This is a genomic window from Streptomyces sp. NPDC037100 (assembly GCF_055606225.1).
In genome coordinates this window covers 87,825-114,123 of record NZ_JBVJSX010000017.1, presented here as the reverse complement: position 1 = coordinate 114,123, position 26,299 = coordinate 87,825, and the positions used below count along the sequence as shown (strand labels likewise).

Annotated in this window: 19 protein-coding genes; 15 read left to right on the top strand and 4 right to left on the bottom strand. The window is 70.4% G+C overall.

Annotation, left to right across the window (positions count from 1 at the left end; genetic code table 11):
* Positions 1-182: 182 nt before the first annotated feature.
* From miaA to hflX, 6 genes are all read left to right on the top strand, one after another.
* A complete protein-coding gene (miaA, locus tag ACZ7EG_RS37060) occupies positions 183-1,121 on the top strand; it encodes a tRNA (adenosine(37)-N6)-dimethylallyltransferase MiaA (RefSeq protein WP_471088764.1) in 939 nt (312 codons plus the stop codon).
* Between the two features lie 108 nt (positions 1,122-1,229).
* Positions 1,230-1,772 (top strand): hypothetical protein, encoded by a 543-nt coding sequence (locus tag ACZ7EG_RS37055; RefSeq protein ID WP_471088806.1) that lies wholly within the window; start codon positions 1,230-1,232, stop codon positions 1,770-1,772.
* A 73-nt stretch (positions 1,773-1,845) separates the two neighbouring features.
* The gene (dapF, locus tag ACZ7EG_RS37050) at positions 1,846-2,718 is read left to right on the top strand and encodes a diaminopimelate epimerase (protein WP_471088762.1); all 873 of its coding nucleotides are present in this window, start codon (positions 1,846-1,848) and stop codon (positions 2,716-2,718) included.
* Positions 2,719-3,014: 296 nt separating this feature from the next.
* Complete coding sequence (locus ACZ7EG_RS37045; RefSeq protein WP_471088760.1) at positions 3,015-5,189, top strand: RelA/SpoT family protein; 2,175 nt, start codon at positions 3,015-3,017, stop codon at positions 5,187-5,189.
* Positions 5,190-5,564: 375 nt separating this feature from the next.
* Positions 5,565-7,076: a M1 family metallopeptidase gene (locus tag ACZ7EG_RS37040; protein ID WP_471088758.1), complete on the top strand. Its 1,512-nt coding sequence runs from the start codon at positions 5,565-5,567 to the stop codon at positions 7,074-7,076.
* A gap of 207 nt (positions 7,077-7,283) precedes the next feature.
* Positions 7,284-8,777: a GTPase HflX gene (gene hflX, locus ACZ7EG_RS37035; protein ID WP_355825441.1), complete on the top strand. Its 1,494-nt coding sequence runs from the start codon at positions 7,284-7,286 to the stop codon at positions 8,775-8,777.
* Between the two features lie 81 nt (positions 8,778-8,858).
* Here the strand turns inward: hflX and ACZ7EG_RS37030 are convergent, their stop codons facing one another.
* Both ACZ7EG_RS37030 and ACZ7EG_RS37025 read right to left on the bottom strand, forming a co-directional pair.
* Positions 8,859-10,061: a trypsin-like serine peptidase gene (locus ACZ7EG_RS37030; RefSeq protein WP_471088755.1), complete on the bottom strand. Its 1,203-nt coding sequence runs from the start codon at positions 10,059-10,061 to the stop codon at positions 8,859-8,861.
* A 354-nt stretch (positions 10,062-10,415) separates the two neighbouring features.
* Complete coding sequence (locus ACZ7EG_RS37025; RefSeq protein WP_471088753.1) at positions 10,416-11,639, bottom strand: trypsin-like serine peptidase; 1,224 nt, start codon at positions 11,637-11,639, stop codon at positions 10,416-10,418.
* Between the two features lie 372 nt (positions 11,640-12,011).
* On the opposite strand from ACZ7EG_RS37025, the gene ACZ7EG_RS37020 reads away from it, so the two are divergent.
* The 4 genes from ACZ7EG_RS37020 (at position 12,012) to ACZ7EG_RS37005 (ending at position 18,746) form a co-directional block, all read left to right on the top strand.
* Positions 12,012-13,451, top strand: coding sequence for an aminotransferase class III-fold pyridoxal phosphate-dependent enzyme (locus ACZ7EG_RS37020; RefSeq protein ID WP_471088804.1), 1,440 nt, complete (start codon positions 12,012-12,014; stop codon positions 13,449-13,451).
* A gap of 341 nt (positions 13,452-13,792) precedes the next feature.
* Entirely contained in the window at positions 13,793-15,781 is a 1,989-nt protein-coding gene (locus ACZ7EG_RS37015) for an IucA/IucC family protein (protein ID WP_471088751.1), read from the top strand.
* Between the two features lie 130 nt (positions 15,782-15,911).
* The gene (locus tag ACZ7EG_RS37010; RefSeq protein ID WP_471088802.1) at positions 15,912-16,535 is read left to right on the top strand and encodes a GNAT family N-acetyltransferase; all 624 of its coding nucleotides are present in this window, start codon (positions 15,912-15,914) and stop codon (positions 16,533-16,535) included.
* A 213-nt stretch (positions 16,536-16,748) separates the two neighbouring features.
* Positions 16,749-18,746, top strand: coding sequence for an ATP-dependent DNA helicase (locus tag ACZ7EG_RS37005; protein ID WP_471088749.1), 1,998 nt, complete (start codon positions 16,749-16,751; stop codon positions 18,744-18,746).
* A gap of 170 nt (positions 18,747-18,916) precedes the next feature.
* Here ACZ7EG_RS37005 and lexA read toward each other — a convergent pair whose 3' ends face one another.
* The gene (gene lexA, locus ACZ7EG_RS37000) at positions 18,917-19,696 is read right to left on the bottom strand and encodes a transcriptional repressor LexA (protein ID WP_053671024.1); all 780 of its coding nucleotides are present in this window, start codon (positions 19,694-19,696) and stop codon (positions 18,917-18,919) included.
* 619 nt (positions 19,697-20,315) lie between these two features.
* Between lexA and nrdR the strand changes: the two genes are divergently transcribed.
* Both nrdR and ACZ7EG_RS36990 read left to right on the top strand, forming a co-directional pair.
* Entirely contained in the window at positions 20,316-20,876 is a 561-nt protein-coding gene (gene nrdR, locus ACZ7EG_RS36995) for a transcriptional regulator NrdR (RefSeq protein WP_471088747.1), read from the top strand.
* A gap of 159 nt (positions 20,877-21,035) precedes the next feature.
* Complete coding sequence (locus ACZ7EG_RS36990) at positions 21,036-23,927, top strand: vitamin B12-dependent ribonucleotide reductase (RefSeq protein WP_471088745.1); 2,892 nt, start codon at positions 21,036-21,038, stop codon at positions 23,925-23,927.
* A gap of 83 nt (positions 23,928-24,010) precedes the next feature.
* On the opposite strand, the gene ACZ7EG_RS36985 is transcribed toward ACZ7EG_RS36990, so the two are convergent.
* Positions 24,011-24,544: a TerD family protein gene (locus ACZ7EG_RS36985; protein WP_471088743.1), complete on the bottom strand. Its 534-nt coding sequence runs from the start codon at positions 24,542-24,544 to the stop codon at positions 24,011-24,013.
* A gap of 154 nt (positions 24,545-24,698) precedes the next feature.
* Between ACZ7EG_RS36985 and ACZ7EG_RS36980 the strand changes: the two genes are divergently transcribed.
* The 3 genes from ACZ7EG_RS36980 to ACZ7EG_RS36970 all read left to right on the top strand — a co-directional run bounded on the left by ACZ7EG_RS36980 (position 24,699) and on the right by ACZ7EG_RS36970 (position 26,287).
* A complete protein-coding gene (locus ACZ7EG_RS36980; protein ID WP_053671020.1) occupies positions 24,699-25,304 on the top strand; it encodes a YdbC family protein in 606 nt (201 codons plus the stop codon).
* Between the two features lie 48 nt (positions 25,305-25,352).
* Entirely contained in the window at positions 25,353-25,565 is a 213-nt protein-coding gene (locus ACZ7EG_RS36975; RefSeq protein ID WP_471088741.1) for a pentapeptide repeat-containing protein, read from the top strand.
* Positions 25,566-25,627: 62 nt separating this feature from the next.
* On the top strand, positions 25,628-26,287 hold the full coding sequence (locus ACZ7EG_RS36970; protein ID WP_471088739.1) for a histidine phosphatase family protein: 660 nt from the start codon (positions 25,628-25,630) through the stop codon (positions 26,285-26,287).
* The last annotated feature ends 12 nt before the right edge of the window (positions 26,288-26,299 follow it).

Here is a 26,299-nt window from a genome sequence, read left to right as displayed (position 1 = left end):
ATCTACTCCATACGTTACTCGTGCGGGCGAAATCCCGCGTTGCCCGGTGCGTCGGTTTGCGCGGCCCGGGCCACCGCCTCTGCGATCCGGCGGCAGGAACCTCGCAACGGGCAACGACCCCGCGTCCGTCGCGTCACGTAACTCGTTCGAGACCACGGTTGGAGGTTTGCGAGACTGGGGCGGTGAGCAGTGCACCCCCCGCCCCCCGCGTCATCGCCGTCGTCGGACCGACTGCGGCCGGAAAGTCCGATCTGGGCGTCTTCCTGGCCCAGCGTCTCGGCGGCGAGGTCGTCAACGCCGACTCCATGCAGCTCTACCGAGGGATGGACATCGGTACCGCCAAGCTGACGCCCGAGGAGCGCGACGGCGTACCCCACCACCTGCTGGACATCTGGGACGTGACCGTCACGGCGTCCGTCGCCGAGTACCAGCGCCTGGCCCGCGAGCGGATCGAGGCGCTGCTGGCCGAGGGGCGCTGGCCGATTCTGGTCGGCGGTTCCGGACTGTACGTGCGCGGGGCCGTGGACAACCTGGAGTTCCCCGGCACCGACCCCGAGGTCCGCGCCCGTCTGGAGGAGGAACTCGTGCTGCGCGGCTCCGGTGCGCTGCACGCCCGCCTGGCCGCCGCCGACCCCGAGGCGGCCCGCGCGATCCTGCCGAGCAACGGCCGCCGGGTCGTCCGCGCCCTTGAGGTGATCGAGATCACCGGCAGGCCCTTCACGGCGAATCTCCCCGGCCACGACTCGGTGTACGACACCCTTCAGATCGGCGTCGACGTGGCCCGCCCCGAACTCGACGAGCGCATCGCGCGCCGGGTCGACCGGATGTGGGACGCGGGCCTCGTGGACGAGGTACGGGCGCTGGAGGCGCAGGGGCTGCGCGAAGGGCGTACGGCCTCGCGCGCGCTCGGCTACCAGCAGGTGCTCGCGGCGCTCGCCGGGGAGTACACGCTCGACGACGCGCGGGCCGAGACCGTGCGTGCCACCAAGCGCTTCGCGCGCCGCCAGGATTCGTGGTTCAGGCGCGACCCGCGGGTGCACTGGTTGAGTGGGGCGGCGGCCGATCTCACGGAACTTCCGCAGCTCGCGCTGTCCTTGGTCGAACGACCGGTCACAGCCTGATCACGTCATGGCATCGGGACGCCCAGGCCGTCATCCGGTCCTTCGGCGGCGTGCCATCATCGAGCTTCGATCGACCGAACTGAGTCCTGGTTGGGAGGGCGCGTGGCGATGGAGGCCGGCCCTCGCGACACCGCACGAAGCACCGATCACATCACCGCAGAGTGGGATGAGACGGAGCGCGGGGACGCGTCGGAGCAGAACGGACCGGAGCAGAACGCACCGGAGCAGGAGGCGGAGCATCTCAGCTCCGACGGGCCCGACGAGACGCAGAGCGTGACGGACGACGGTCCCGAGCCCGGCGAGATGTTCGCCGACGAGGTCGAGGTCGAGTTGCGCCCGCAGCGCCGGCTCCGGATCTGGCAGCTGGCGCCCATCGTGAGCCTCGCGGCACTCGGCTCCCTGATGTTCGCGTTCCCGCTCGCCTTCGACTTCGGCGACAGCGGGGCCGTCATCGCCATGCTGGGCCTGCTGATCTGCTCGTGCGCGGCCGGGTGGGGCATGATGGCCGCCCGTCGCGTCGGCTACACCTGGCCGGGCCTGCCGGCCCGCGGCTCCGGCCGCAGACCCGACTGGCGGGTCGTCCTCGCGTACGCCCTGGTCGTGGCCGTCGTGGTGGTCCTCGCCGTGTGGCGTGTGGCGCGGCTGCGCTGACCCCCGCACGGGCTGCAGGACGCTGTCACAGGCACGCCGAGGCGTTGTCGGAGGCACCCCTTACGATCGAGGCATGAGCACGCGGATCGCCTTCCTCAAGGGCCACGGGACCGAGAACGACTTCGTGATCGTCCCGGACCCCGAGAACGCCATCGACCTGCCTCCGGCCGCCGTCGCAGCCCTGTGCGACCGGCGCGCGGGCATCGGCGGCGACGGGCTGCTGCACGTGGTGCGGTCCGCCGCGCACCCGGAGGCGACGGGCATGGCGGCCGAGGCGGAGTGGTTCATGGACTATCGCAACGGCGACGGTTCGGTGGCGGAGATGTGCGGCAACGGCGTGCGGGTCTTCGCGCGCTACCTCCAGCGCGCCGGTCACGTGACCGAAGGAGATCTCGCGATCGCCACGCGAGGGGGTGTGAAGACCGTGCACCTCGCCAAGGACGGTGACGTGACCGTCGGCATGGGCCGCGCGGTGCTCCCCGAGGGCGACGTCACGGTGAGCGTCGGCGAGCGCAGCTGGCCCGCGCGCAACGTCAACATGGGCAACCCGCACGCGGTCGCCTTCGTGGACGACCTGGCGCACGCGGGTGACCTGCTCTCCCCGCCGCCCTTCAGCCCTGCGACCGCCTACCCGGACGGTGTGAACGTCGAGTTCGTGATCGACCGCGGCCCCGGGCACGTGGCGCTGCGGGTGCACGAGCGCGGCTCCGGCGAGACCCGCTCGTGCGGCACGGGCGCGTGCGCCGTCGCCGTGGCCGCCGCCCGCCGTGACGGTGTTGATCCGAAGGCCACCGGCGCCCCCGCGACCTACACCGTGGACGTCCCCGGCGGCACGCTGGTGATCACCGAGCGGCCCGACGGCGAGATCGAGATGACCGGCCCGGCCGTGATCGTGGCCGAGGGCGAGATCGACGCGGACTGGTTCGAAACGGCGACGTCCGCGTGAGCCGGGGCCTGTCGTCCTGAAACATCCGGGCGTCGTCAGCCGGACGATCCGAAATCGCCGTTGATATTCGGCCACTTGGCGAGAATCGCATCACGCGGCTCGCTCGATGCAGGGGTACAAACCTCACATTCATCCCTCGAATGGGTGATCAGTTTCACGCTCGGCGAGAGGCGGTCAGTCGGGCGTGGTGGGCTCGGTAGCATCAAGCACCGGCCCGGACGGGGGACCGAAGCCGCCCCCTGAGCCATGTCCGCTCTGGGGCGCCCGCCCGCCGGTTGACGCAGCCGGAGGTGCCCATGAGTGCGGAGGCCACGAATTCCGTGACCCCAGGCCAGATGCAGGGCGCGGTGTCAGGAGCGGTGACACCGACAGCCACCCGCAGAAAGGCCCGCCCCCGGATCGACCTGCGCCGCTTGGGCCGCGCGGCCCTGCTCGGCCCCGCCGCCAGGGGCCGGCTGCCCGACGCCATCAGTCATGTCGTCGAGGCCCACCGCGCCCACCACCCCGAAGCGGACCTCGAACCCCTGCGCCACGCCTACGTCCTGGCCGAGTCCTCGCACCGCGGCCAGATGCGCAAGAGCGGCGAGCCGTACATCACCCACCCCCTCGCCGTGACCCTCATCCTGGCGGAACTCGGCGCCGAGACCACGACGTTGACCGCGTCTCTGCTCCACGACACCGTCGAGGACACGGACGTGACGCTCGACCAGGTCCGCGACCAGTTCGGTGAGGAGGTCCGCTACCTCGTCGACGGCGTCACCAAGCTGGAGAAGGTCGACTACGGCGCCGCCGCCGAGCCCGAGACCTTCCGCAAGATGCTCGTGGCCACCGGCAACGACGTCCGCGTCATGTCGATCAAACTCGCCGACCGGCTGCACAACATGCGCACCCTCGGCGTCATGCGCCCCGAGAAACAGGAGCGCATCGCCAAGGTGACACGTGACGTGCTCATCCCGCTCGCCGAACGGCTCGGTGTCCAGGCGCTCAAGACCGAGCTGGAAGACCTGGTCTTCGCGATCCTGCATCCCGAGGAGTACGCGCACACCCGGGAGTTGATCGTCCGCAACGCGGCCCGCGCGGACGACCCGCTCGCCGAGGTCGCCGACGAGGTGCGGGGGGTGCTGCGCGAGGCGGACATCCCCGCCGAAGTCCACATCCGCCCGCGTCACTTCGTCTCGGTGCACCGCGTCTCCCGCAAGCGCGGCCGGCTCCGCGGCTCCGACTTCGGCCGCGTCCTGGTCCTGGTGAACGAGGACGCCGACTGCTACGCCGTCCTGGGCGAACTGCACACCTGTATGAAGCCGGTGGTCTCGGAGTTCAAGGACTTCATCGCCGTACCGAAGTTCAACCTCTACCAGTCGCTGCACACGGCCGTGGCGCGCGAGGACGGCCAAGTCGTCGAGGTTCTCATCCGCACGCACCAGATGCACAAGGTCGCCGAGGCCGGCGTCGTCGCCCTCGGCAACCCCTACGCCCCGGCCCCCGACGACCCGGCCGACGGCGAGCGCGTCGACCCCACCCGCCCCGGCTGGCTCTCCCGGCTCCTCGACTGGCAGGAGGCGGCACCCGACCCCGACCACTTCTGGTCGACCCTGCGCGAGGACCTCGCCCAGGACCGCGAGATCACCGTCTTCCGGCCTGACGGCGGCACCCTCGGCCTGCCCGAGGGCGCGACCTGCGTGGACGCCGCGTACGCGCAGTACGGGGAGGACGCGCACGCCTGTATCGGGGCCCGGGTGAACGGCCGCCTGGCGACGCTGAGCACCGTGCTGAAGGACGGCGACACCGTTCAGCTCCTCATGGGCCAGGACCCGGCGTCGGAGCCCTCCCGGGAGTGGCTGGAGCACGCGCACACCCCCGCCGCCCGGATCGCCATCCAGCGGTGGCTGGCCGCCCATCCGGCACAGGCGGAGTCCCAGCAGAGCCAGGCGCGGATCGCGGAGAACCGGACAGGCCTCCGGCCCGCCGACGTACCCGAGCCCGACGCGGCGCCCGAACAGCCCGCCGACCGCTCCGGCACCGGCAACGTCCTCGCCGACCTGCCCGGTGCGGCCGTCCGGCTCGCCCGCTGCTGTACGCCCGTACCGCCCGACGAGATCACCGGCTTCGCCGTACGCGGGGGAGCGGTCACCGTGCACCGCGTGGAGTGCGCGGCGGTGGCGCGCATGAAGGACGGGGGACGTGCGGAGATCGGTGTGCGCTGGGGAGAGGCCGCCGAGTGCCGGGTCACGCTGGTCGCCGAATCGTTCGTCCGTCCGCATCTGCTGGCCGACCTCACCGAGGCCATGGCCTCCGAGGGGGCCGAGATCGTCTCGGCGACCGTCGAGCCCCCCACCCAGCAGCAGGTGCGGCACACCTACACCGTGCAGCTCCCCGACGCCGGCCATCTGCCCGGCCTGATGCGCGCGATGCGCGACGTGGCCGGGGTGTACGACGTCAGCCGGGCGCAGCCGCAACCGCAGGGCGACTGACGCGGCCCACGCCGGTGAACGGCCTTCCGGCAGCGGCGAGGGAACGCCGGCCAGGCGCCATCGCCTGACCCGGGCCGAAGTCTGTGCCGTGCGGGACGCCGGGATCGCGGTGCCGGCCTCGTGCGTGGAGTCGGCTCGGACCTGCGGACGGCCTGCCCGGGCGGTCGGGACGGCGTCGGGGTCTCGCCGCACAGGCCCGGCCGCCGACCTGCCGGCGAACGGCCTGCTCGTACGACCGCACCGCTGTCGTGGTGGTGCTGGGCGGCGACACGGCGTCAGCCACCGTGGCACCCGGCGCAGACCCCGGTACTCGGTTCGGGTGGGGCGGAAGCGCGCCGTCCGTGACGTTCACCCACGCGCTGATAGCCATGGGGCATGCTCCTGACCTCGCACAGCCGGGCCGCCGCCCCCACCCGGCGGCGCCGGACCGCCGCCGCCCTGCTCACATCGGCCGTCTCCGTCTGCCTCGTCGCCGCGAGCGCCCCCGCCGTCCCGCTCGGCGTCGGCGACCGGCTCTTCCCGTACCTCGGCAACCCCGGCTACGACGTGGCGTCGTACGACCTCTCCTTCACCTACCCGGGCAGCAACAGCCAGCCGCTGCGGGCCGTCACGACCATCGACGCCTGGACGACCGCCGACCTGGACCGCGTCAACCTGGACTTCGCCCACGGCACGGTCCAGTCGGTCGAGGTCGACGGCGACCCGGCGGAGTTCCACACCGCCGGCGAGGACCTGGTGATCACGCCCGAGAACTCGGTGTCGGACGGCAAGTGGATGCGGATCACCGTGCGGCACACCAGTGATCCCGTGCCCGCCAAGGGCCGCGAGGGCGGCTGGGTGCGCACCGCGGACGGTCTCGCCATGGCCAACCAGGCCGACGCCGCGCACCTGGTGTTCCCGTGCAACGACCACCCCTCCGACAAGGCGATGTTCACCATCCGGGTGACGGCACCCGACGGGCACACGGCCGTCGCCAACGGCCTGTCCGCCGGAACGGAGAAGTCAGGCGGGACGACGACGTGGACCTACCGCACCCAGCACCCCATGGCCACCGAGCTCGCCCAGGTCTCCATCGGCCGCTCCACGGTGCTGCACCGCACCGGCCCGCACGGGCTTCCCGTACGGGACGTCGTCCCGACCGAGCACCGCAAGGCGCTCGAACCCTGGCTGGAGAAGACCCCTGGTCAGATCACCTGGATGGAGAACAAGGTCGGCCGCTACCCCTTCGAGACGTACGGCCTGCTCATGGCCGACGCCTCCATCGGCTTCGAACTGGAGACCCAGACGCTCTCGCTCTTCGAACGGGAACTGTTCACCGACCGGGTCCACCCCTCGTGGTACGTCGAGTCGATCATGGTCCATGAGCTGGCCCACCAGTGGTTCGGCAACAGCGTCAGCCCCCGCACCTGGTCCGATCTGTGGCTCAACGAGGGGCACGCCACCTGGTACGAGGCGCTGTACGCCGAGGAGCAGGCCGGCAAGCCGATGCAGGACCGGATGAAGGCCGCCTACGGCGCCTCCGACCGCTGGCGCGCCGCAGGCGGACCACCCGCCGCGCCCAAGGCGCCCGACGCCGGCCGTAAGACCGACATCTTCCGCCCCATCGTCTACGACGGGGCGGCACTTGTCCTGTACGCCCTGCGCCAGGAGATCGGCCGCCCGGCCTTCGACCGCCTGGAACGCACCTGGGTCAAGCGGTACCAGGACGGCACGGCCACGACGGACGACTTCGTCCGGCTCGCCGCCGAGATCTCCGGGCGCGACCTAAACGGGTTCTTCCAGGGCTGGCTGTACGGCGAGAAGACGCCGCCGATGCCGGGCCACCCGGACTGGAAGCCGGAGGCTCCCGCGAAATCGCAGACCTCCGCGAGGCCGCAGACCTCCTGAAGCAGGCCCCCGCGAGGCCGCAGACCCGCAGTAGCGGGCCCCGCGAGGTAGACCGGGCCGGCGAAGACGCCCGCCCGATAACACGGTGACGAGACGCCCCGTGCCGTGCGACCATCTTCAGGTCGGCGCGGCACGGAGCGCCGGGAATCTCCCGGACCGCCCGTGCGTTGCAGACTGTGAACGGTTTCCCACCAACGTAAGGATCCAATGACCTCCTCTTCTTCCTTTTCCCAGGACTCCAAGCGCTTCGCGCACAGCCACCCCGATGGTTTTCGGGCCGATGCCCTGATGGAAGAGGACGTCGCCTGGAGCCACGAGATCGACGGAGAGCGGGACGGCGACCAGTTCGACCGCTCCGACCGCGCGGCCCTGCGCCGTGTGGTGGGCCTCTCCACCGAGCTCGAGGACGTCACCGAGGTCGAGTACCGCCAGCTCCGACTGGAGCGGGTCGTCCTTGTCGGCGTCTGGACCTCGGGAACCGTGCAGGACGCGGAGAACTCCCTCGCGGAGCTCGCCGCCCTCGCCGAGACGGCCGGCGCGCTGGTGCTCGACGGAGTGACCCAGCGCCGCGACAAGCCCGACGCGGCCACCTACATCGGCTCCGGCAAGGCCGAGGAGCTGCGCGACATCGTCGTCGAGACGGGCGCGGACACCGTCATCTGCGACGGTGAGCTCAGCCCGGGCCAGCTGATCCACCTCGAGGACGTCGTCAAGGTCAAGGTCATCGACCGGACGGCTCTGATCCTGGACATCTTCGCCCAGCACGCCAAGTCCCGAGAGGGCAAGGCACAGGTCGCCCTCGCGCAGATGCAGTACATGCTGCCGCGACTGCGCGGCTGGGGTCAGTCGCTGTCCCGGCAGATGGGCGGCGGCAAGGGCGGCGGCCTCGCCACCCGTGGTCCCGGTGAGACCAAGATCGAGACGGACCGGCGCCGGATCCGCGAGAAGATGGCGAAGATGCGCCGGGAGATCGCGGAGATGAAGACCGGCCGCGAGATCAAGCGCCAGGAGCGCAAGCGTCACAAGGTGCCGTCCGTGGCCATCGCGGGCTACACCAACGCCGGTAAGTCCTCGCTGCTCAACCGCCTCACGGGCGCGGGCGTACTGGTCGAGAACGCCCTGTTCGCGACCCTCGACCCGACCGTGCGCCGGGCCGAGACGCCGAGCGGACGGCTGTACACGCTGGCCGACACGGTCGGGTTCGTACGCCACCTGCCCCACCACCTGGTCGAGGCGTTCCGCTCCACGATGGAGGAGGTCGGCGAGTCCGACCTGATCCTGCACGTGGTCGACGGTTCGCACCCGTTCCCGGAGGAGCAGCTGGCCGCCGTGCGCGAGGTGGTCCGGGACGTCGGCGCCACCGACGTGCCCGAGATCGTCGTGATCAACAAGGCGGACGCGGCCGACCCGCTGACGCTCCAGCGGCTGCTGCGCGTCGAGAAGCGGTCCATCGCGGTCTCGGCCCGCACCGGCCAGGGCATCGAAGAGCTGCTCGCGCTCATCGACAACGAGTTGCCGCGCCCGTCGGTCGAGATCGAGGCGCTCGTGCCGTACACGCACGGCAAGCTGGTCGCCCGTGCGCACGACGAGGGCGAGGTGATCTCCGAGGAGCACACCCCGGAGGGCACCCTGCTCAAGGTGCGGGTGCACGAGGAGCTGGCGGCGGAACTCACGCCGTACGTTCCGGCTCCGGCGCTCTGAGTCCGACCTGAGAGCGCGTCGCGCTTGAACGCGAGAAGGCCCGCCCCCGTTGCCGGGGAGCGGGCCTTCAGCATGCACGGGTCACTGACCGCCGTACGTCTTGCTCATGTTCTGGTAGAGCGCTTCGGCGTCGCGGCCCAGCTGCGGCCCGGCCAGCCAGGTGTTGTCGGCCGGGCCGATCGAGGTGTTGGAGACCAGCACCGACTTGCCGTTCAGGACCCGGAACCAACCGCCCCCGGAGGAACCGCCGGTCATGTCGCAGCCGATGCGGTACATCGTCGGCAGGGACGGGCTGAGCGAGAACCGGCCGGGGACGCCGATGCACCTGAACATCTTCTCGCCGTTGTAAGGCGGCGCGGCCGGGTAGCCCCAGGCGCCCATCTTGGCGGCCTCGGCCGCGGATGGCGCGGAGAAGTCCACGTCCAGCGCGGCGCCGACGGTCTCCTCCAGGGACTTGGCGCCCTGCTCCGGCTTCACATGCAGCACGGCGTAGTCGTACGCGGCTCCGTCACCGCCGCTCTCCGAACCGCCCTGGATCCACTGGTTGGAGGTCGAGACCCAGTTCGCCCACCAGTTGCCGTACGGCGCGATCTCCGTCGGGTTGGCGTCGGTCAGCTCCGCCTCGGACTTGCCGAGGTCGTTGTAGGCCGGGACGAACACGATGTTGCGGTACCAGCCGCCGTTGCCGCCGGCGTGCACGCAGTGGCCCGCCGTCCACACCAGGTTGGACTTGCCCGGGTGGTTGACGTCCTTGACGACCGTGCCGGAGCAGACGGCCGGGCCGTCGGGGGAGTCGAAGAAGACCTTGCCGACAGGCGCCGCGTTGCGGTGGTACGGCGTCTTCTCGGCCTGCGCCCGCACCGGCGCCGGATCCGGATCGCTGACGCCCTGGCCGGCCGACGCGTCCTTCGTCGTGACCCGCTTGTCGGCCTCGTCGGCGGACTGCATCCGCTCCGGCTTCCAGAGGCCTTCGATCACCGGGTTGACGAAGTCCTTGGCGTCACTGAGCCACTTGTCCTTGTCCCAGTCCTTCCAGCCGCCGCTCTTCCAGCGGTCGACGTCGATCCCGTGCTCCTTGAGCTTGCCCGCGAGATCGGCCGGGATCTTGGCCTTGCCGCCGCCGTTCGCGGAGGCCTGGGAGCTGGTGGCGTCGGGCTTGTCACTCGCCGAACCCCCGGAACCGCCGCAGGCGGTCGCGGTGAGCGCCAAGGCGGCGACGAGCCCGGCGGCGGCGAGGACGGTGCGCCGCCCGCGCCTCGGTGCGGGCGTAGGTGTGGAACGCATGGTGCGATGACCCCCGTTGGTGCGTACTGAGTGGTGCTGGTCCTGCTCAGCGCAGGTGCCGCGTGTGCACGGCATGGGCGCGAGAACCGGTGGCTCCGCGCAACTCACCACTATGCCCGTGGAGTTGAGGGCGTACCGGGGTGAGCCGGTGAAGGTTTCCGAGAGCCCCCGGGGGTTGATGTCATGCGCCAGGGGGATCCGCTGCGCCGGGCGCGCTCCGGGTGCCCGGCGCAGCCCGGAGCGTTCGGGTGCGGGTACGCCGTCGCCATCGACGGCGAGGTTCAGTGGACCGTGACCGACCGGCGGCGAGGTTCAGTGGACCGTGACCGACCGGCGGCGAGGTTCAGCGGGCCGTCACCGACCGGCGAATTTCTTGCTGACCGAGTCGTACACGCCCTTGGCCACGCCACCCAGGCGCGGTCCGGCCAGCCAGCCCGACTTCACCGGGCCGATCGAGGTGTTGGACACCAGCGCCGGCTTGCCGTCCCACCCCGTCGCGACCCAGCCGCCGCCGGACGAACCGCCGGTCATGGTGCAGCCGATGCGGTACATCGTCGGATCCGACGCGGTGACCGACAGCCGCCCGGGCCGGCTCTCGCACCGGTACAGCTTCTGCCCGTCGTAGGGCTTCGCGGCCGGGTAGCCTATCGCGGTGACGCGCTTCACCTGCGGCACCGCGGGCGCCTTGAACTCGACCGGAAGCGCCGAACCGACCATCTCCTCCAGCGACTTGCCGCCGCTGCCCTTCTCCGGCGTGACATGGATGACCGCGAAGTCGTACGGTGCGCCGTCACCGCCCGTCGAACCGCCCTGCTCGATCCACTGGTCCGAGGTCTGCGCCCAGTCACCCCACCAGACACCGTAGGGGGCGACGTCCTCGCGGGTGGCGTTCTCCAGCTCCGCAACCGGCTTGCCGTCGTCGTTGTACGACGGCACGAACGCGATGTTGCGATACCAGCCGCCCTTCTTGCCCGCGTGCACGCAGTGGCCCGCCGTCCACACCAGGTTGGACTTGCCCGGGTGCGCCGGGTCCTTCACCACGGTCGCCGAGCAGACGGCCGATCCTTCGGGGGAGTCGAAGAACACCTTGCCGGCCGTGGGGGCGTTGGCGTGGTACGACGGCGGCACGGCCTGCGCCTCGACCGGATCGGGCGTCGCGTCGGTCACGCCCTGGTCCTCGGCGAGGTCGCTGTCGTCGACGCCGTGGTCGGGCTCCTCGGCCTCCCGCATACGGTCCGGGTTCCAGAGCCCCTCGATGATCGGGTTGATGTACTCGTTCGCCTCGCGCAGCCAGTCGTCCCGGTCCCAGTTCTTCCAGGCGCCGTTCTTCCACTTGTCGATGTCGATCCCGTGCTCGCGCAGCCGGTCCCTGATGTCCGCCGGGATCCTGAGCTTGCCGTCGTCGGAGGCGGTGGCGGACGCGGAGGCCTGAGCGTCCGCCGTCGCATCGCCCGACTCGCAAGCGGTGGCGGTCAGGACGAGCGCCGAGGCGAGGGCCACGGCTGCCAGGACGGGGGAGTTCCTGCGGCGTGCCCTCCCTTCTCGGGCGGTATGGGACGACGGCCGTGTGGATCGCATGATCTGACTCCCCCTGGTACGGAACGAACGTGGACGAACCGGCGTTTCAGCCCGATTCCCGCTGCCTCGTGGGAGGTTCGGGGCGACCTCGCGGTGTCCGGGAACGGCATCACACACTATGCGGTGGCTGTGGGGGCGACCCGACGGATCCGCAACAGTTCCGTCACGGAAAGGATCTTGAGGCAACCCGTAACCCGGTGAGCGGTCCGCGGTTGGTAGCGGTGGGGGTCCTGCTGTCTGTGCGCGGTCCCTCTGTGTGCCCGTGCCCAGTGGGAGGTCAGGGAAGTCGTGGCGGAATCCACCCGTGGGGGTTGTGCACCAGAGGAGGCCGCTGTGGGGCGTACGCGCGCGACATCTCTCCTCGGCGGAGCGTTGGAAGACACCGCCCCTGTTCCCCGCTCCGCGCACGAGGGAATCCTGCGCCGCCAAGCCGCACGCGAATCCGCCGCCCGAACCTACGCCCGTTCCCTGCCGATCGTTCCGGTGCGGGCCCGGGGACTCACCATCGAGGGCGCGGACGGCCGCCGCTACCTGGACTGCCTCTCCGGCGCCGGCACCCTGGCCCTCGGCCACAACCACCCGGTCGTCCTGGAGTCCCTCCGCAAGGTGCTCGACTCAGGCGCACCTCTGAACGCCCTCGATCTGGCGACACCCGTCAAGGACGCCTTCCTCACCGAACTGTTCCGCACTCTGCCACCGGGCCTCGCGGATCGGGCGCACGTGCGGTTCTGCGGGCCGGCCGGCAGCGAAGCCGTCGAGACCGCCTACGCGCTGGTCCGCGCAGCGACCGGTCGGAGCGGTCTCCTGGCTTTCACCGGTGCCGGTGGCGGAAGTACCGCCAGAGCCGCCCTCGACACCACCTCCACGGACACCCATGACGCGCGGATCGCCCGACTGCCCCACCCGCAGGACTGCCGCTGCCCCAGCGGGATCGGGGTTGGGGGCGAGAGCGGGGCCGACCGCGCCGCCCGCTGGACCGAGACCCTCCACGACGAACCCGCATCCGGGGTGCCACTGCCCGCCGGGGTGATCGTCGAGCCTGTCCAGGGCGAGGGCGGAGTGATCCCCGTCCCCGACACCTGGCTGCGGCACATGCGACAGCTCACCGCCGACCGGTCCGTCCCGCTGATCGCCGACGAGACCCGGACCGGCGTGGGCCGGACCGGTGCCTTCTGGGCGGTCGAGCACAGTGGCGTGACCCCCGACGTGATGGTCCTCTCCGACGCCATCGGCGGCAGTCTGCCGCTGGCCGTCGTGGTCTACCGCAACGACCTCGATCCCGGGGAACCCGGTGTCCCCGCCGAATCCTTTCCCGGCAACCAGCTCGCCATGGCCGCCGGCGCGGCAACCCTCGCCCACGTCCGCGAGAACGCTCTCGCCGAACGCGCGGCGACCCTCGGGGCGCGGATGCTGAACCAACTCCAGCAGCTCGTATCCGAGTTCGCCTGTGTCCGTGATGCGCGGGGGAGAGGGCTCATGATCGGCCTGGAGCTGGTGGATCCGGAGAGAGAAGGGGAGCCCGGCTCTTGCGGTGCCACGCGGGCTGCGGAGTGCGGCGTGGAGCCGTCGGACAGGCCGGGCAGCGGACCCCGGCCCCTCCCTGCCGCTCCCGAGCCGGCTGCTGCGGTTCAGCGGGAGTGCCTGCGACGCGGCCTCATCGTCGGACTCGGCGGGCTGCGCGCAAGCGTCGTCCAACTGCTGCCGCCCCTGACCATCACCGATGAACAAGCGGCCGCCGTACTGGACCGCTTGGCCGACGCGGTCCGGGCGGCGGCCCGGTGCCGTGATGGCGGCACGGCAACCGCACCGTGAACGCGGTGAGGCCACACGGCGGGTGTGGGGGGCCGCGCGGCATGCCTGCGCACCAGGGGTGCGCCACCGATCGCCGGGCGCCCATGCGCCACGAGCCAAGACTCCCGCAGGCAGTGAGCACCGCACGCCGCGCGCCGTGTGTCCCTTGGGCCATGAGCATGAGCCTCGAAGCCGCGCGCCGTGTGTCCTGTGGGCCGCAAGCCCGGCAGGCCGCGCGCCGTGTGTCCCGTCCGCCCGTCCGCCCGCCGCTCGACTTCGCGCCGCCATGCCGCGCCGAGTGAAGCTCCTCGCCCCGCAGCCCTCACCCGCGTGATCCCGGACAACTCCACGAGGTACCTGCCGTGAACTCCACCCCCCACCCCGACGACCACGCCCCCTCGGCACAAAGCCCCGCCGACGCCTGGCCATCGGCGACGTCGCCGAGCCCGCTGGTCCCTCACCAGCGGCCGGCGGCGAAACCCGCCCAGGAGCCGAGCGCAGGCCATGACGGTGACCCACTGGAGCATCCCGACCCGTACACCGTCGCCCACGCTGCCGCTGTGGAGAACCTGCTCCGCTGCTGGGCACGCGAGACCAACGCGCCCGCCCCGGCCGACGGCGTCCTGCGCATCCCCCTTCCCGGCACCGGTACGAGCCTCCTCGCACCGGTGCGCTACTGGTCCCCGACGGGCTGGCACCGCTTCGGCCCTCCTCGCCTCGCCGATGCTCCCCATACCGCCCCACCTGCCGACGCCGTCACCATCGCCGCCCTGCTCACCAGGGAGACGTCCACCCACTCCTCCGTCATCAGCCGCGCCCGAACCCCCTCCCACCCCACACGCGTCCCCAGCTCCGCCCCATCCGGCTCCGTCGACGGCGTCGGGCTCGTCGCAGGTGTGGCCGACTCCCTCCGACGTGCCGCCCGATTCATCACCGACCGCCGCGAACGCCCGGCCGACGGCCCAGACCTCTTCCTGTCCGCGGAACAGGCACTCGTCCTCGGACACCCCCTGCACCCCACACCGAAGAGCCGCGAGGGACTCACGGAGGCGGAAGCATCGCTGTACTCACCAGAGTCGCGCGGCTCCTTCCCCCTGTACTGGATGGCTGTCGCTCCCTCCGCCCTCGCCACCGATTCCTCCTGGACCGAGCGCGGCCGCCCGGTAGCCGCGCCCCTGCTCACCGCCCGGCTCGCCGGAACCGGAGCGCGGTTGCCGGAGGGATACGCCCTCCTGCCCCTGCACCCCTGGCAGGCACACGAGGTCCGGCGCCGTCCGCAGACCGCTGCCTTGCTGGACACCGGACTGCTCCGTGACCTCGGCCCCCATGGCCCTGACTGGCACCCCACCTCCTCCGTACGAACCGTCTACCGAACCCATGCCCCCGCGATGCTCAAGCTCTCGCTGGGCCTGAGCATCACCAACTCCCGCCGCGAGAACCTCCGCAAGGAACTGCACCGCGGCGTCGAGGTCCACCGCCTGCTCCGCACCGGCCTCGGGCAGCAGTGGCGCGCCGTGCACCCGGGCTTCGACATCGTCCGGGACCCGGCCTGGCTCGCGGTCGACACCACCGACGGCGACCCGGTGCCCGGACTGGACGTGGTGATCCGCCACAATCCGTTCCGCCCCTCCGACGACGTCTCCTGCGTCGCCGGCCTCCTCTCGCCGCGCCCGTACACCCCGACCCCGCCGGAGGGGGCTCCGGGGAGCCCCGACCAACACGGCCCGGCCCTGCGGTCCCGCCTGGCCGAGGTGGTCACGCGACTCGCCCGCCGTACCGGCCGACCCCGTGGAGCCGTCGCGGCCGAGTGGTTCCTCCGCTACCTGGCCCACGTGGTGCGTCCCGTCCTCTGGCTGGACGGCGAGGCCGGCGTCGCACTGGAAGCGCACCAGCAGAACACCCTGGTCCTGCTGGACGCCGACGGCTGGCCCACGGGTGGCCGCTACCGCGACAACCAGGGCTACTACTTCCGTGAATCCCGGCGCCAGGACCTCGACGACCGGTTGCCCGGTATCGGAGAGCGGAGCGACACGTTCGTCTGCGACCAGGTGACCGATGAGCGGCTCGTCTACTACCTGGTGGTCAACAACGTGCTCGGCCTGATCGGCGCGTTCGGCTCCCAAGGGCTCGCCGACGAGCGACTGCTGCTTGCCGCCTTCCGGTGCTTCCTCGGAAACCTCGCCTCGGGCCCCGCCCGGCTGCGCACCCCGCTGCCCGCGCTGCTGCTCGACTCACCCCTCCTGCGCTGCAAGGCCAACCTGCTGACACGGCTGCACGGCCTCGACGAACTCGTCGGCCCGGTCGACACCCAGTCCGTCTACGTCACCATCGCCAACCCCCTGCACTCCTGACCGCTCCGATCGACCCTGACCATCGCCGACCCACCTCCTCCATCCCTGAGACATGCCACCCCCTTCCTGAGAGGAGCGTCCGGTGCCTCCCGCCGACCCGATCGCCGAGACCGGTATCGCTGCCGCTGTCATGACCGCCGCGACCGTCGCGCCCGCTCGTCTCGATGCCGTCCCGCGCCATGACGACCTCGTCGACCACATCGCCGCATGGGGCCCGGCAGACACACACGCAGGCCGGTTCCATCTGGTCCCCGCATGCATCGAAGGCGACCTGGAGCTCATCAGCCGCTGGATGAACGACCCCGCCGCTGACGCGTTCTGGGAGCTGGCCGGACCGCAGGAGGTGACGCGGGACCACCTGCGCGCCCAGCTGGCCGGCGACGGACGCAGCGTGCCGTGCCTCGGCCTGCTGGACGGAACACCGATGAGCTACTGGGAGATCTACCGGGCGGATCTCGATCCGCTGGCCCGGCATTACCCCGCCCGGCCTCATGACACGGGAATCCACCTCCTGCTCGGCGGAGCCGCCGACCGGGGGCGCGGTCTGGGCGGTCTGCTGCTCCGGGCCGTGGCCGATCTCGTTCTCGCGCAGCGGCCCTCCTGCGCACGCGTCATCGCGGAACCCGACATTCGCAACACCCCCTCCATCGCCGCTTTCCTGGCCGCCGGCTTCCGGTTCTCCGCCGAAGTCGACCTGACCGCCAAGCGAGCCGCTCTCATGGTCCGAGACAGGCCCCTCCGTCACCTGTTGTAGCGCTGTGTCACCGCGTCATCACTCATTGAACGCAGTCCGTGCCGAGACAGTTCCCGCCCACCGCGCCAACTTCTCGAGCAGCCGCGCCATGACCTCCCCGTCCGGCCGGTCGGCCCGATCACCACCCCCCGAGGAGCCCACGGTCTTGATCCCGTCCCCCGAACCCGCCTTGATCGCCCGTTTGTCAGTGCAGGGTCGTAGGGTGGTCGCGCTATGACGAAGCCCTCACTCCCCGAACTCCTGCATGCCGCCGTCACTGCCGTCGGTGGTACGGAGCGCCCCGGTCAGGTGGCCATGGCCGAAGCCGTCGAGGAAGCGATCGACGACGGCTCACACCTGCTGGTCCAGGCCGGCACCGGTACCGGAAAGTCACTGGGCTACCTGGTGCCCGCGCTCGCGCACGGGGAGCGTGTGGTCGTCGCGACCGCCACCCTCGCCCTGCAGCGCCAGCTGGTGGAACGCGACCTGCCGAGAACGGTCGAGTCGCTGCACCCCCTGCTGCGCCGTCGCCCGGAGTTCGCGATGCTCAAGGGCCGGTCGAACTACCTGTGCCTGCACCGACTGCACGAGGGTGTCCCGCAGGACGAGGAGGAGGGCCTCTTCGACCAGTTCGAGGCCGCCGCGCCCACCAGCAAGCTGGGCCAGGACCTGCTGAGGGTGCGCGACTGGGCCGACGAGACCGAAACCGGCGACCGTGACGACCTCACGCCCGGCATCTCGGACCGGGCCTGGGCCCAGGTGTCGGTGTCGTCCAGGGAGTGCCTGGGCGCCTCGAAGTGCGCGTACGGCGCCGAGTGCTTCGCCGAGATGGCACGCGAGCGGGCGAAGCTCGCCGAGGTCGTCGTCACCAACCACGCGCTGCTCGCGATCGACGCCATCGAGGGCGCCCCGGTCCTCCCGCAGCACGAGGTGCTGATCGTCGACGAAGCGCACGAACTGGTCTCCCGGGTCACCGGAGTCGCCACCGGCGAGCTCACCCCCGGCCAGGTCAACCGCGCGGTGCGCCGTGCCGCGAAACTCGTCAACGAAAAGGCCGCCGACCAGCTCCAGACCGCCGCCGAGGGTTTCGAACGACTGATGGAGCTGGCGCTGCCGGGCCGTCTGGAGGAGATTCCCGAGGACCTCGGGTACGCCCTCATGGCGCTGCGCGACGCGTGCCGCACGGTCATCTCCGCGATCGGCACGACCCGCGACAAGTCCGTCCAGGACGAGGATGCCGTCCGTAAGCAGGCCCTGGCGTCCGTGGAGAACGTGCACGACGTGGCGGAGCGCATCACGAACGGCTCCGAGTGGGACGTGGTCTGGTACGAGCGCCACGACCGTTTCGGTGCCTCGCTGCGTGTCGCCCCCATGTCCGTCTCCGGGCTGCTGCGCGAGAAGCTCTTCGCGGACCGCTCCGTGGTCCTGACGTCCGCGACGCTGAAGCTGGGCGGCGACTTCAACGGCGTCGGCGCCTCCCTGGGTCTCGCCCCCGAGGGCACCGAGGGCGATGACGTCCCGCAGTGGAAGGGCATCGACGTCGGCTCGCCCTTCGACTACCGCAAGCAAGGCATCCTGTACGTCGCCAGACACCTGGCGCGTCCCGCCCGGGACGGTGACCGCGCGGACATGCTCGACGAACTCACCGAGCTGATCCAGGCGGCGGGCGGCCGAACCCTCGGCCTGTTCTCCTCCATGAGAGGCGCCCAGCTGGCCGCCGAGGAACTGCGCTCCCGGATCCCCGAGTTCCCGATCCTGCTCCAGGGCGAGGAGACGCTCGGCGAGCTCATCAAGAACTTCGCGGCCGACCCGAAGACCTGCCTCTTCGGCACGCTGTCACTCTGGCAGGGCGTGGACGTCCCCGGGCCCAGCTGCCAGCTGGTCGTCATGGACAAGATCCCGTTCCCGCGCCCGGACGATCCTCTGATGAGCGCCCGCCAGAAGGCCGTGGAGGACGCCGGAGGCAACGGCTTCATGGCGGTCGCCGCCACCCACGCCGCGCTCCTCATGGCACAGGGCGCCGGGCGGCTCGTACGGGCATCGGGGGACCGGGGCGTGGTCGCCGTCCTCGATCAGCGTCTGGCGACGGCCCGGTACGGGAGCTACCTCAAGGCCTCGCTGCCCGACTTCTGGTTCACGACGGACCGGAATCAGGTGCGGAAGTCGCTTGCGGCGATCGACGCTGCGGCCCAGCAGGCAGACGCTGCGGCCCACCAGGCAGAAGAAGAATGAGCCGGGGGTCGGCCGGCGGCTCAGCCGCCGGCCGACCCCCGGCTGCACGAGTCGCTGGCCTCAGGGTTCGGCAACCGCCCCCGGACAGCGCAGGGCCCCGGAACCGGCGCAGGGGTCCCGGGGCCGGTCAGGGGGTGGGCCGCTGGGCCCGCCCGACGCGGTGCGCGCTGTCAGACGCGGCGCAGCACAGCCACCACCTTGCCGAGGATGGTCGCATCGTCGCCGGGGATCGGCTCGTAGGACGCGTTGTGCGGCAGGAGCCAGACATGGCCGTCCTCGCGCTTGAAGCGCTTGACGGTGGCTTCGCCGTCGAGCATTGCGGCCACGATGTCGCCGTTCTCGGCGACCGGCTGACGGCGCACCGTGACCCAGTCGCCGTCGCAGATCGCGGCCTCGATCATCGAGTCACCGACGACCTTGAGGACGAACAGCTCACCGTCGCCGACAAGCTGGCGGGGGAGAGGGAAGACGTCCTCGACGGACTCCTCGGCGAGGATCGGGCCACCGGCGGCGATCCGGCCGACCAGCGGCACGTAGGACGCGGCGGGCTTGCCCGCGGTGTCCGTGGGCTGCACCGAGGCGGCCTGGTCGGAGCCGCGCACTTCGTAGGCGCGCGGGCGGTGCGGGTCGCGGCGCAGGAAGCCCTTGCGCTCCAGTGCCATCAGCTGGTGTGCGACGGAGGAGGTGCTGGAAAGGCCGACGGCCTGACCGATCTCCCGCATCGACGGCGGGTAGCCCCGACGCTGCACGGAGTCCCTGATGACCTCGATCACCCGGCGCTGGCGATCGGTGAGTCCCGAGCTGTCCGCCCGGATGCCGGGAGGTCGGCCCGGCAGGGAGCGCTTGTGCCCCTCAGGGTTCGTGGCTTCGTTCATCGCATGCACCGGCTCCAGTCGGCCCTGGGAGCGGTCCTGGGCAGCGATGGCGGCACTGTCTGCGGTGGTGGTCACGTCGGCCCCTCTCGATGGTCTCCCTGCTGGACAACGGTAGTTGCTTTCGAAAGGTTGCGCCAAACACACGTTCGAGTGAAAAAACGGGAATCACCGGACGCGATCGTGTGTCCGGGTGTATTGGCGGCCGCGCCACCTGGCGGGCAAAAGGGCCCATTGCTGTACTCTTCACCGCCGGGGTGATCGCCTCGTGGACTGTGCCCCAGTCTGCCATCCGGCATTCCCTCGCCCGGGGACCAGCCCCCATTTGCGCGGGAGTCCCACGTCCCCTCCTCGCGGCGCCCACGGTATCTCCGCATGTGCCGTGGCGATACGGCCGTGCAAGAACGGATGCGACCGTGCTCCGGGTGCGGCCGTCGGCGGCGGCGCCTCCGAGGTGGACGGGCATGTGCGGCAGAGGTCCTCGCACGTCACCTGCGCCCATGCGTGCGACACGCGAGATGGGCGTGGATGTATGAGCCAATCCCCACATCTAGTGGTTGGATTGCATCAGTAGCCCAGAAGTTGTGGTCCCCCGGGTCTCGAGGCTCATGGTCATCCCCTATGCTTGGGACTGCTTCGTGGGGCGCGAGATGCCCGACGGGGCTAATGAGTCTGCTGTGAGGAGGGTTGGTTTTTCATGCACTGCCCCTTCTGCAGGCACCCCGACAGTCGGGTCGTGGACAGTCGTACGACCGACGACGGCACATCGATCCGCAGGCGTCGCCAGTGCCCTGACTGCTCCCGTCGTTTCACGACGGTGGAGACGTGCTCGCTCATGGTGGTGAAGCGGTCCGGAGTCACCGAGCCCTTCAGCCGCACGAAGATCATCAATGGTGTGCGCAAGGCGTGCCAGGGGCGACCTGTCACCGAGGACGCGCTCGCCCAGCTCGGCCAGCGGGTCGAGGAGGCGGTGCGAGCCACCGGAAGCGCCGAGCTGACCACCCATGACGTGGGCCTGGCCATACTCGGCCCGTTGCAGGAACTCGATCTCGTCGCCTATCTGCGGTTCGCCTCCGTCTACCGGGCGTTCGACTCGCTCGACGACTTCGAGGCGGCCATCACGGAACTGAGGGCGCAGACGGGACCCCCCGAGACGGACGACCCGGACCGCAAGGGCGCGGCTGCGGGGGGCCGGGAAGACGACCGCGGGCCCGGAGGGACCAAGCAGGTTCCCGAGCCCGCAGGCGCCGCCGACTGACCGGCGGGCCGGACCCGGAAGGCAGCTCCGGGCCGGCCGGGCGGCGGCGTGAGAAGACCTGTTGCGGGCGTGTGAGGGTGCCCGCAACACCAGACAGAACATCGTGCACCGGGAACAACGGGGCACTTCAGGGCGTTTTCGCCCGTACAGGGAGGCGGCATGACAGAGACGGCGAGCGGTCCGGCACGGAGTTCCCGAGCCAAGGGCGCCAAGGCGAGCAAGGGCCTGCGTGTCGAGCGCATCCACACCACCCCTGGGGTCCACCCCTATGACGAGGTGGCCTGGGAGCGCCGTGACGTCGTCATGACCAACTGGCGCGACGGCTCGGTCAACTTCGAGCAGCGCGGCGTCGAGTTCCCCGACTTCTGGTCGGTGAACGCGGTCAACATCGTCACCAGCAAGTACTTCCGCGGTGCCGTGGGCACCCCGCAGCGCGAGACCAGCCTGAAGCAGCTGATCGACCGCATCGTGAAGACGTACCGGCAGGCCGGGGAGGACCACAAGTACTTCGCCTCGCCCGCCGACGCCGAGATCTTCGAGCACGAGCTGGCGTACGCCCTCCTGCACCAGATCTTCAGCTTCAACAGCCCCGTCTGGTTCAACGTCGGCACCAAGCAGCCCCAGCAGGTCTCCGCCTGCTTCATCCTGTCCGTCGACGACTCCATGGAGTCGATCCTCGACTGGTACAAGGAAGAGGGCATGATCTTCAAGGGCGGCTCCGGCGCCGGCCTGAACCTCTCCCGGATCCGCTCCTCCAAGGAGCTGCTGTCCTCGGGCGGCAACGCCTCCGGCCCTGTCTCCTTCATGCGTGGCGCCGACGCCTCCGCAGGAACGATCAAGTCCGGTGGCGCGACCCGCCGCGCCGCCAAGATGGTCGTCCTCGATGTGGACCACCCGGACATCGAGGACTTCATCGAGACCAAGGTCAAGGAAGAAGAGAAGATCCGCGTTCTGCGTGACGCGGGTTACGACATGGACCTGGGCGGCGACGACATCACGTCCGTCCAGTACCAGAACGCCAACAACTCGGTCCGTGTCAACGACGAGTTCATGAAGGCGGTCGACCAGGGCGGCCAGTTCGGGCTGCGCGGCCGGATGACCGGCGAGGTCATCGAGGAGGTCGACGCCAAGGCGCTCTTCCGCAAGATCGCCGAGGCCGCCTGGGCCTGCGCCGACCCCGGCATCCAGTACGACGACACCATCAACACCTGGCACACCTGCCCCGAGTCCGGCCGCATCACCGCGTCGAACCCGTGCAGCGAGTACATGCACCTGGACAACACGTCCTGCAACCTGGCCTCGCTGAACCTGATGAAGTTCCTGAAGGACGACGGCAAGGGCAACCAGTCCTTCGAGGCCGAGCGATTCCAGAAGGTCGTCGAGCTGGTCATCACCGCGATGGACATCTCGATCTGCTTCGCGGACTTCCCGACCCAGAAGATCGGCGAGAACACGCGCGCGTTCCGCCAGCTCGGCATCGGCTACGCCAACCTCGGCGCCCTGCTGATGGCCACCGGCCACGCCTACGACTCCGACGGCGGCCGCGCCCTCGCCGGCGCCATCACCTCCCTGATGACGGGTACGGCGTACCGGCGCTCCGCCGAACTCGCCTCGGTCGTCGGGCCGTACGACGGCTACGCCCGCAACGCCGACGCCCACAAGCGCGTCATGAAGCAGCACTCGGACGCCAACGACACGGCCGTCCGCATGGACGACCTGGACACCCCGGTGTGGGCCGCCGCCAGCGAGGCCTGGGGCGACGTCCTGCGCCTCGGCGAGAAGAACGGTTTCCGTAACTCTCAGGCGTCCGTGCTCGCCCCGACCGGCACCATCGGTCTGGCGATGTCCTGCGACACCACCGGTGTCGAGCCCGACCTCGCCCTGGTCAAGTTCAAGAAGCTGGTCGGCGGCGGCTCGATGCAGATTGTCAACGGCACCGTCCCGCAGGCCCTGCGCCGCCTGGGCTACCTGGAAGAGCAGATCGAGGCGATCGTCGCCCACATCGCCGACCACGGCAACGTGATCGACGCCCCCGGTCTCAAGCCCGAGCACTACGAGGTGTTCGACTGCGCCATGGGCGAGCGGGCCATCTCCCCGATGGGCCACGTCCGCATGATGGCGGCGATCCAGCCGTGGATCTCCGGTGCCATCTCCAAGACGGTCAACATGCCGGAGACGGCGACCGTCGAGGAGGTCGAGGAGATCTACTTCGAGGCCTGGAAGCTCGGCGTCAAGGCTCTCGCGATCTACCGCGACAACTGCAAGGTCGGCCAGCCCCTCTCCGCCAAGACCAAGGAGAAGGAGAAGGCGGAGATCACCGAGAAGACCGAGGAGACCATCCGCACCGCGGTCGAGAAGGTCGTCGAGTACCGCCCGGTCCGCAAGCGCCTGCCGAAGGGACGTCCCGGCATCACCACGTCCTTCACCGTCGGCGGTGCCGAGGGCTACATGACCGCCAACTCCTACCCGGACGACGGTCTCGGTGAGGTCTTCCTCAAGATGTCCAAGCAGGGCTCGACCCTCGCGGGCATGATGGACGCCTTCTCCATCGCGGTCTCCGTCGGTCTCCAGTACGGCGTGCCGCTGGAGACGTACGTCTCGAAGTTCACCAACATGCGCTTCGAGCCGGCCGGTATGACGGACGACCCGGACGTGCGGATGGCGCAGTCGATTGTCGACTACATCTTCCGTCGCCTGGCGCTGGACTTCCTGCCCTTCGAGACGCGCTCCGCGCTCGGCATCCACTCCGCCGAGGAGCGTCAGCGTCACCTCGAGACCGGTTCGTACGAGCCGAGCGAGGACGAGGTCGACGTCGAGGGCCTGGCCCAGTCGGCGCCGCGCGCCCAGGAGCTGAAGGCCGTTTCCGCTCCGAAGGCCGAGGAGGCGGTCAAGCCCGCCCCGCAGCAGGCCCACACCAGTGCCGAACTGGTGGAGATGCAGCTGGGCATCCAGGCCGACGCCCCGCTGTGCTTCTCCTGCGGTACGAAGATGCAGCGTGCCGGTTCCTGCTACATCTGCGAGGGCTGCGGCTCGACCAGCGGCTGCAGCTGACGCCGAGCACCTGAGCCGATGACGGAGGGGCACCGCCTGCGGGCGGTGCCCCTCCTGTCGTAGGTGCCTCGTCGGTGGCGAGGTCAGGGACGGTGTGCCGAGCCCATCGTCCCGGTGAAGTCCACGGGGTCGCCCTCGAAGCCACGAAGGCCGGTGCGGAAGCCCCACGGCCCCGAGCCGTCCCGGGCGAACTCCGCGACCGTCGCCGCGGTCGCGCCCAGGACACCGCCGAAGTCATCCTCCGCGAGGACGGTGTACCCCTCGCGGATACGCAGTCCGGGGTTGCGCACACTGACGAAAGTGCGCTCCGCCGGGCGCTGTTGGATGACGACTCCGACGACCACGCGCGCGTACCGGACGTCGAGCCGGTCCAGTTCCAGCGTCATGACTTCGTCGTAGCCGAAGCCCTGGCCGTCCTTGCTGTCCCGGTTGAGAGTGATGGTGCCGTCCGGTGAGCGGCTGTCGAAGTGCACCACGTATGCGGGATCGCCGTACGGAGCGTCCGCCAGGTAGGTCGCAGCGACCAGGTCCAGGTCGGTGGACGGCTGCCCCGCCGGACTGGGATCCCACCGCACCGCGATCTCGACCTTGCGAAGCCCCTTGTTGAGCCCGTCCACCAGAGTCCCCTTCCCCGTACCGACCCGTCCGCCGGCCCAACTGCCGGGCGCGCATGACTGTTTGTCCATCCTGCCACGCGCGCGGGTACGTGCGGGGAGGAGCGGTCCAGCCGAGAGTGACCGACGCCACGCTCCGTGGCCTTACCATGGCGCGGTGCTGGTCAAGTGGATTCGCTGCACCGTGGTGGACCGCCGCGGTTTCGAGCGGGGGCAGCGGAAGTGGGCGGGGCTTCTGGGGGAGCCGGGGTTTCGCGGGCAGGGGGGTGGCTGGAGCCGGGGGCGGCCGGACGTGGCGCACATCTTCGCGTTCTGGGAGAGCCGCGCCTTCTACGACTCCTTCATGGCACGGTCCCATGACCGGCTCGCGTCGTCCCAGGCGGGCACGTTCAAGGACGCCCAGGTCAGACTCTTCGACTACCGCTTCGACGTGAAGACCGGCTTCGAACCGCGCTTCACGGACGCCGACCTGCTCCGGGTGGCGCTCTGCCGTATCCACGAGGCGCGGGCCGAGCACTTCGTGCTGATGCAGGAGAAGGTCTGGAACCCGGCGATGGCCGGCTCGCCCGGCATGGTGCGCGGGCTGTTCGGTGAGGCACCCGGGAACGAGTTCATGGTGCTGTCGATGTGGCGCTCGGCCGCCGAGCACGGGAAGTACCGCACGGAACGCGTGGAGCGGCTCGCCCTGAGGGCCCAGACAGAGGCGGACGTGGCGGCGCTCACCGGGGACGTCGTGGACATGGAGTCGAGCTGGACGGTGTGATTCCGGGCGGTGTGTGATTCAGGGCGGTGCTTTCGAGCGGTGTGATCCATGGCGGCACCGGCGGGCGAACCGGATGGCGTGACTCCGGTGGGTGATTTCCGGTGGTGTGACTTCCGGTGGTGTGACTTCCGGTGGTGTGACTTCCGGTGGTGTGACTTCCGGTGGTGTGACTTCCGGTGGGGTGAGTCCGGGACCCGGACGCACTCATTTCGATCGGACAAGTGTGCGACCGAAGTGATCTGTGGTGCAGGAATCGTGTGACCTACGCTGTATGGGTGCGGTGTGAGTGCTCCACGGGCCCTCACCCGATCTAGGGTCTTGGCATGGCACGACCACGGCGCATCGTCCTTGTCCGGCACGGCGAGTCAACGGGCAATGTTGATGACTCCGTCTACGAGCGCGAACCCGACCACGCCCTGGCACTGACCGGGCGCGGCCGACGGCAGGCGGAGGCGACGGGCGAGCAACTGCGCGAGCTCTTCGGCGACGAGCGCGTCAGCGTCTATGTCTCCCCGTACCGGCGTACGCACGAGACGTTGCGCGCGTTCCACCTGGACACCGGTCTCATACGGGTGCGCGAGGAACCCAGGCTGCGCGAGCAGGACTGGGGCAACTGGCAGGACCGGGACGAGGTCCGCCTCCAGAAGGCCTATCGGGACGCGTACGGCCACTTCTTCTACCGCTTCGCCCAGGGCGAGTCCGGTGCCGATGTCTACGACCGGGTCGGGGGCTTCCTGGAGAGCCTCTTCCGCAGCTTCGAGGACCCGGACCACCCGCCGAACGTCCTCATCGTCACGCACGGCCTCGCCATGCGGCTGTTCTGCATGCGGTGGTTCCACTGGACCGTCGCGGAGTTCGAGTCGCTGTCGAACCCGGGGAACGGCGAGGTGCGGATGCTCGTTCTGGGGGAGGACGGCAAGTACACGCTCGACCGGCCCTTCGACCGCTGGCGAGATCCAGAGCCGTACGAGATCACCGGATAGAGTGGCAGGGCG

What these genes read in the sequence shown, in the direction of transcription:
- ACZ7EG_RS37005 (WP_471088749.1), top strand. Translation starts at nt 16,749, where the DNA reads ATGACGAAGCCCTCACTCCCCGAACTCCTGCATGCCGCCGTCACTGCC.
- ACZ7EG_RS37040 (WP_471088758.1), top strand. Translation starts at nt 5,565, where the DNA reads ATGCTCCTGACCTCGCACAGCCGGGCCGCCGCCCCCACCCGGCGGCGC.
- nrdR (WP_471088747.1), top strand. Translation starts at nt 20,316, where the DNA reads ATGCACTGCCCCTTCTGCAGGCACCCCGACAGTCGGGTCGTGGACAGT.
- ACZ7EG_RS37030 (WP_471088755.1), bottom strand. Translation starts at nt 10,061, where the DNA reads ATGCGTTCCACACCTACGCCCGCACCGAGGCGCGGGCGGCGCACCGTC.
- ACZ7EG_RS37045 (WP_471088760.1), top strand. Translation starts at nt 3,015, where the DNA reads ATGAGTGCGGAGGCCACGAATTCCGTGACCCCAGGCCAGATGCAGGGC.
- ACZ7EG_RS37025 (WP_471088753.1), bottom strand. Translation starts at nt 11,639, where the DNA reads ATGCGATCCACACGGCCGTCGTCCCATACCGCCCGAGAAGGGAGGGCA.
- ACZ7EG_RS37010 (WP_471088802.1), top strand. Translation starts at nt 15,912, where the DNA reads ATGACCGCCGCGACCGTCGCGCCCGCTCGTCTCGATGCCGTCCCGCGC.
- ACZ7EG_RS36975 (WP_471088741.1), top strand. Translation starts at nt 25,353, where the DNA reads ATGGCGGCACCGGCGGGCGAACCGGATGGCGTGACTCCGGTGGGTGAT.
- hflX (WP_355825441.1), top strand. Translation starts at nt 7,284, where the DNA reads ATGACCTCCTCTTCTTCCTTTTCCCAGGACTCCAAGCGCTTCGCGCAC.
- ACZ7EG_RS36990 (WP_471088745.1), top strand. Translation starts at nt 21,036, where the DNA reads ATGACAGAGACGGCGAGCGGTCCGGCACGGAGTTCCCGAGCCAAGGGC.
- ACZ7EG_RS37055 (WP_471088806.1), top strand. Translation starts at nt 1,230, where the DNA reads ATGGAGGCCGGCCCTCGCGACACCGCACGAAGCACCGATCACATCACC.
- dapF (WP_471088762.1), top strand. Translation starts at nt 1,846, where the DNA reads ATGAGCACGCGGATCGCCTTCCTCAAGGGCCACGGGACCGAGAACGAC.
- ACZ7EG_RS36970 (WP_471088739.1), top strand. Translation starts at nt 25,628, where the DNA reads ATGGCACGACCACGGCGCATCGTCCTTGTCCGGCACGGCGAGTCAACG.